Origin of the sequence: Streptosporangium minutum (genome assembly GCF_002149035.1) — a bacterium.
Taxonomy (GTDB): Bacteria; Actinomycetota; Actinomycetes; order Streptosporangiales; family Streptosporangiaceae; genus Streptosporangium; species Streptosporangium minutum.
In genome coordinates, this window is record NZ_NGFP01000423.1 from 1 (window position 1) to 3,858 (window position 3,858).

Annotated in this window: 4 protein-coding genes and 1 pseudogene; 2 read left to right on the forward strand and 3 right to left on the reverse strand. The window is 72.7% G+C overall.

Features of this window, described 5'->3' with window-relative positions; translation table 11 throughout:
* The 3 genes from CA984_RS43000 to CA984_RS43010 all read right to left on the reverse strand — a co-directional run.
* Positions 1-1,027, reverse strand: a 1,027-nt coding sequence (locus CA984_RS43000; RefSeq protein ID WP_086579032.1) for a sensor histidine kinase, incomplete at its 3' end; no start/stop codon positions are given.
* A gap of 142 nt (positions 1,028-1,169) precedes the next feature.
* Complete coding sequence (locus CA984_RS43005) at positions 1,170-2,150, reverse strand: aldo/keto reductase (protein WP_086579033.1); 981 nt, start codon at positions 2,148-2,150, stop codon at positions 1,170-1,172.
* Positions 2,147-2,509, reverse strand: coding sequence for a MerR family transcriptional regulator (locus CA984_RS43010; protein WP_086579034.1), 363 nt, complete (start codon positions 2,507-2,509; stop codon positions 2,147-2,149). Before CA984_RS43010 ends, CA984_RS43005 begins: the two co-directional genes overlap by 4 nt.
* Positions 2,510-2,801: 292 nt before the next feature.
* On the opposite strand from CA984_RS43010, the pseudogene CA984_RS48510 reads away from it, so the two are divergent.
* Positions 2,802-3,356 (forward strand): annotated as a pseudogene (locus CA984_RS48510) (DUF998 domain-containing protein); the annotation flags it as partial.
* Between the two features lie 121 nt (positions 3,357-3,477).
* Positions 3,478-3,729, forward strand: a complete 252-nt coding sequence (locus CA984_RS46860; protein WP_341351768.1) for a YnfA family protein — start codon at positions 3,478-3,480, stop codon at positions 3,727-3,729.
* Positions 3,730-3,858: the final 129 nt, after the last annotated feature.

The following is a 3,858-nucleotide window of genomic DNA, read 5'->3' on the forward strand; positions in this document are numbered from 1 at the left end:
GTCCCGCCCCGTCCCCGTGCCCGGTACGGCCGGCGCGGGGACCCTGGTCGAGGATCTCCAGGGACAGCACCCGGGGCCGGTAGGCGATCGTCACCCCGACCCCGGTGGGGCCCGAGTGCCGGAGGGTGTTGGCCAGCGCCTCCTGGACGATCCGGTACGCCGACAGGTCCAGACCCGCTGGGAGCGGCACCGGCTCGCCCTCGACGTTCAGCCGCACGTCGAGACCTGCCGCGCGCATCTGCTCGACCAGGTCGTCCAGCCGGGCCAGGCACGGTTGCGGCGCCAGCCCGTCGCCCTCGGGGCCGGTGCGGAGCAGCCCGAGCATGCGGCGCAGCTCCTCCACCACCTCGCGGCCCGTCTCCTCCACCACGTTCAGCGACTCGCGCTCGGTGACCTGGTCGCGCCGGAGCATCAGCCGCGCGGCCCCCGCCTGCATGACCATCACGCTGACGCTGTGCGCGACGACGTCGTGCAGCTCGCGCGCGATCCTGGTCCGCTCCTCGCTCACCGCCTCCCGGGCGAGCAGCTCGCCGCGCTCCTGCGCGTGGACGGCGAGCTGCCGGTAGCGCCGTACGGCGACGCCCGCGCCGCCGGCGATGGAGGTCATCACCACCACGACCGTCGCGTCCCCCGCTCCCAAGGGCTCGGCGGACGCGAGCATCAGCGTGCCGACGAACGCCGCCGTCACCGCCAGCCCGGCGACCGCCCGCGGGTCCCGCGGTGACAACTCGCTGAGCAGGGTGAAAAGCAGCAGAAGCTGGATGTAGAACTGCCACGCCGACGCGATCCCACCGAAGTGGACGAACGCCGCGATGGTCGCCAGCGAGTAGAGGCACGTCACGGCGGCCGGCGCCCGCCGGCACAGGAGGACCGGCACCGCGGTGGCGGCGGCGGCCACCGTCCACCAGCCGGAATGCGGGCTGTCCGGCCCGAGCGTGCGCCCGCCGACCTCCTCGGCGATCGCGAACAGCGCCATGACCACCGCGAGCAGCACGTCGGTCGCGTCGGGGAGCGGACGAGGGCTCATGAAGCGAGGGTAGAGGGGGCGTCAGGGGGATGGAATCCATCTTGAGGCGGATGGCGGATCGGAGCCGGCCTCGCCCCGCTCCGCCTGCCGCCGGGCATGACCGTCGATCCGATCGGGCGGGGACGCGGCTCCCTCGCGCGGGTCAGCGTTCGATGGAGGACATGTCCGGGTAGCGGTCGCCGAGGGCGGCCCCGGTCGGCACGGCGGCTTCGAGCGCGGCGAGCTGGCCGGGGGTCAGCGTGACGTCCGCCGCCGCCGCGTTCTCCTCCAGGTAGCGCAGCCGCTTGGTGCCCGGGATCGGGATGACGTCCTCGCCCCGGGTCAGCAGCCAGGCCAGGGCGAGCTGGGCCGGCGTGCAGCCCACCTCCTCGGCGATCCTGCGGACCTCGCCGACGAGAGCCTCGTTGCGGGCGCCGTTCTCCCCGGTGAACCGGGGCAGGTGCTTGCGGAAGTCGTCGTCGGGCAGCTCCCCGGCAGGGGCCAGCTTGCCGCCGAGGAGTCCCCGGCTGATCGGCGAGTAGGCCACCAGCGCGATGCCCAGCTCCCGGGCGGCCGGCAGGATCTCCTCCTCCAGCCCCCGGGTGAACAGCGAGTACTCGCTCTGCAGGGCGGCGATCGGGTGCGTGGCGTGCGCCCTGCGCAGCGTCTCGGCGCTCACCTCCGACAGGCCGATCCGGCCGACCTTGCCCTCGGCGACCAGCTCACCCATCGCGCCGACCGTCTCCTCGATGGGCACGGCCGGGTCACGCCGGTGCAGGTAGTAGAGGTCGATGTGGTCCACGCCCAGCCGCTGGAGCGAGGCGTCGGCGGCCTTCCTCACATAGTCGGGGCTGCCGTCGAGACCGCGGAGGGCCGGGTCGTCGGTCCTGACGATGCCGAACTTCGTGGCCAGCACCACCTCGTCCCTGCGGTCCCTGATCGCCCGCCCGACCAGCTCCTCGTTGTGGCCCCTGCCGTACATGTCGGCGGTGTCGAGGAAGGTCACCCCGAGGTCGAGGGCGCGGTGGATCACCTCGACCGACTCGGCCTCGTCGGCCGCGCCGTAGAACTCCGACATTCCCATGCAGCCGAGCCCGATGGCCGAGACCTCCGGGCCTTCCTGGCCGAGACGGCGCCTGTTCATTGGTTCTCCAGTGCGTTGTAGAAGTCGATCTTGTAGTTGAGGACTCCCAGGTCCCCGGTGAGCTGCGCGATCCGTGCTCTGACCCGCTCCCGGTGGGTCTCCAGCATCCGCCGCCGCTCGGCGGCCGTCTCCGGCCCCCGCCTGCGCAGCTCGGCATAGCGGCACATGTCCGCGATCGGCATGCCGGTCGCGCGTAGTTTGGTGAGGAAGTCGAGCCAGTCCAGATCGGCCCCCGCGTAGGTGCGGTGCCCGTTCGGACCACGGTCCACCTCGTGGATGAGCCCGATGCGCTCGTAGTAGCGCAGGGTGTGCGCGCTCAGCCCCGACTTGCGCGACGCCTCCTGGATGGTGATCCCCATGGACACCACTGTGCGCCTTGGAGCGCGCTCGAAGTCAAGCGGGGTCCCCGGAGCCGCCCCTGCCAGCAGGGTCCCCCCGAGCCGTGACCCTGAGGGGGCAGGCACTACCATCCACCTCCTTCGTCCAGCTCACAGCCGTGGCGTCGGGGCCGTCCCCCTGACGCGGGCACTACTGCGTCCCCGACCTCCTCCGGGATCGCTCAGGGATGACTGGGGATCATTTCCGGTACTGCGGAAAGTGGCCCGTCGCCATGGTTGAGCCATGGCAAGTCAGGTTTTTTCAGGATCCAGGATGATCCTGGGCGGCTACGCGGCGATCGGCGTCGGAGCTGTGGCAATGCTCGGGCTGCACGTGGCCACGGGCCTCGATCCGGTGCACACCGTGATCAGCGAGTACGCGTTCGAGCCGGACGGCTGGCTGCTGCCCGTCTCGCTCACGTCCTTCGCCGTGGGCGCGACGGCCTTCGGGACCGCGCTGGCCCGGCGCGGCGCGGACCGCAGGGCGGCGCTGCTGGTCGGGGTCTGGGGCCTGTGCATGTTGCTGATCGGGGCCTTCCCCACCGACGAGCCGGGGGTGCCGCTGTCGATGTCCGGGGGCATCCACCGGTACGCGGCGTTCGTAGCCTTCCTGACGATGCCGGTGGCGGGCCTGATACTGGCCCGGCGATACGCCGGGAGCCCCTATGCCCGGTCGGTGCGGCTGCTGAGCCTGGCCTCCCTGGGCGTGCTGGTCCTGGTGGTCCTGCCGTACGTCGTGCGGATGGCCGGGTTCGACCTGGCCAACGACGACATCCCCGCCGGGGTCACCCAGCGGCTGGTGGTGGTCTTCGAGGTCGCGGTGCTGGTCATGCTCGGCCTGGTGCTGGCGACCGGGTACGGCCGGCGGCACGACCGTCGCCCGCTCCCCGCCGCTGTCCGTGTCCGCCGCCCTCGCGGGGATCGGCGGCGCGTGGCCGGTCCGGCAGGGAGTGCGCGGAGGGCGGGGACCGCTCCGGATCGCCGGCGGAGTGATCGCCCCGGGGGCGTACGGGTCTGCCGCCGCGTTCCGGCCCGATCCCGGCTCAGGCCGGATCCCCGCCGCCCACAGCGGGGCGTTCACCGCCGGTTCCCCGATCTGGGGGATGGTCATGGACGGGTTCCGGCCTGACCGCCGGGACGTGGCGGGCGCGCTCATCCGCCTGACGGGAGTGGCCGTCATCATGTACGCGCCACGCGGCTGATCCCCGGCCGCGACCGCATCAGCCCAGCTCAGCAGGGTTGCTGCCGATCCGTGCGGGGAAGGGGCCCAGCATGGGGGAACGCATCGGCCCCGCCCCCGCGGGGGACGGGGCCGATGCGTTCCCCCATGC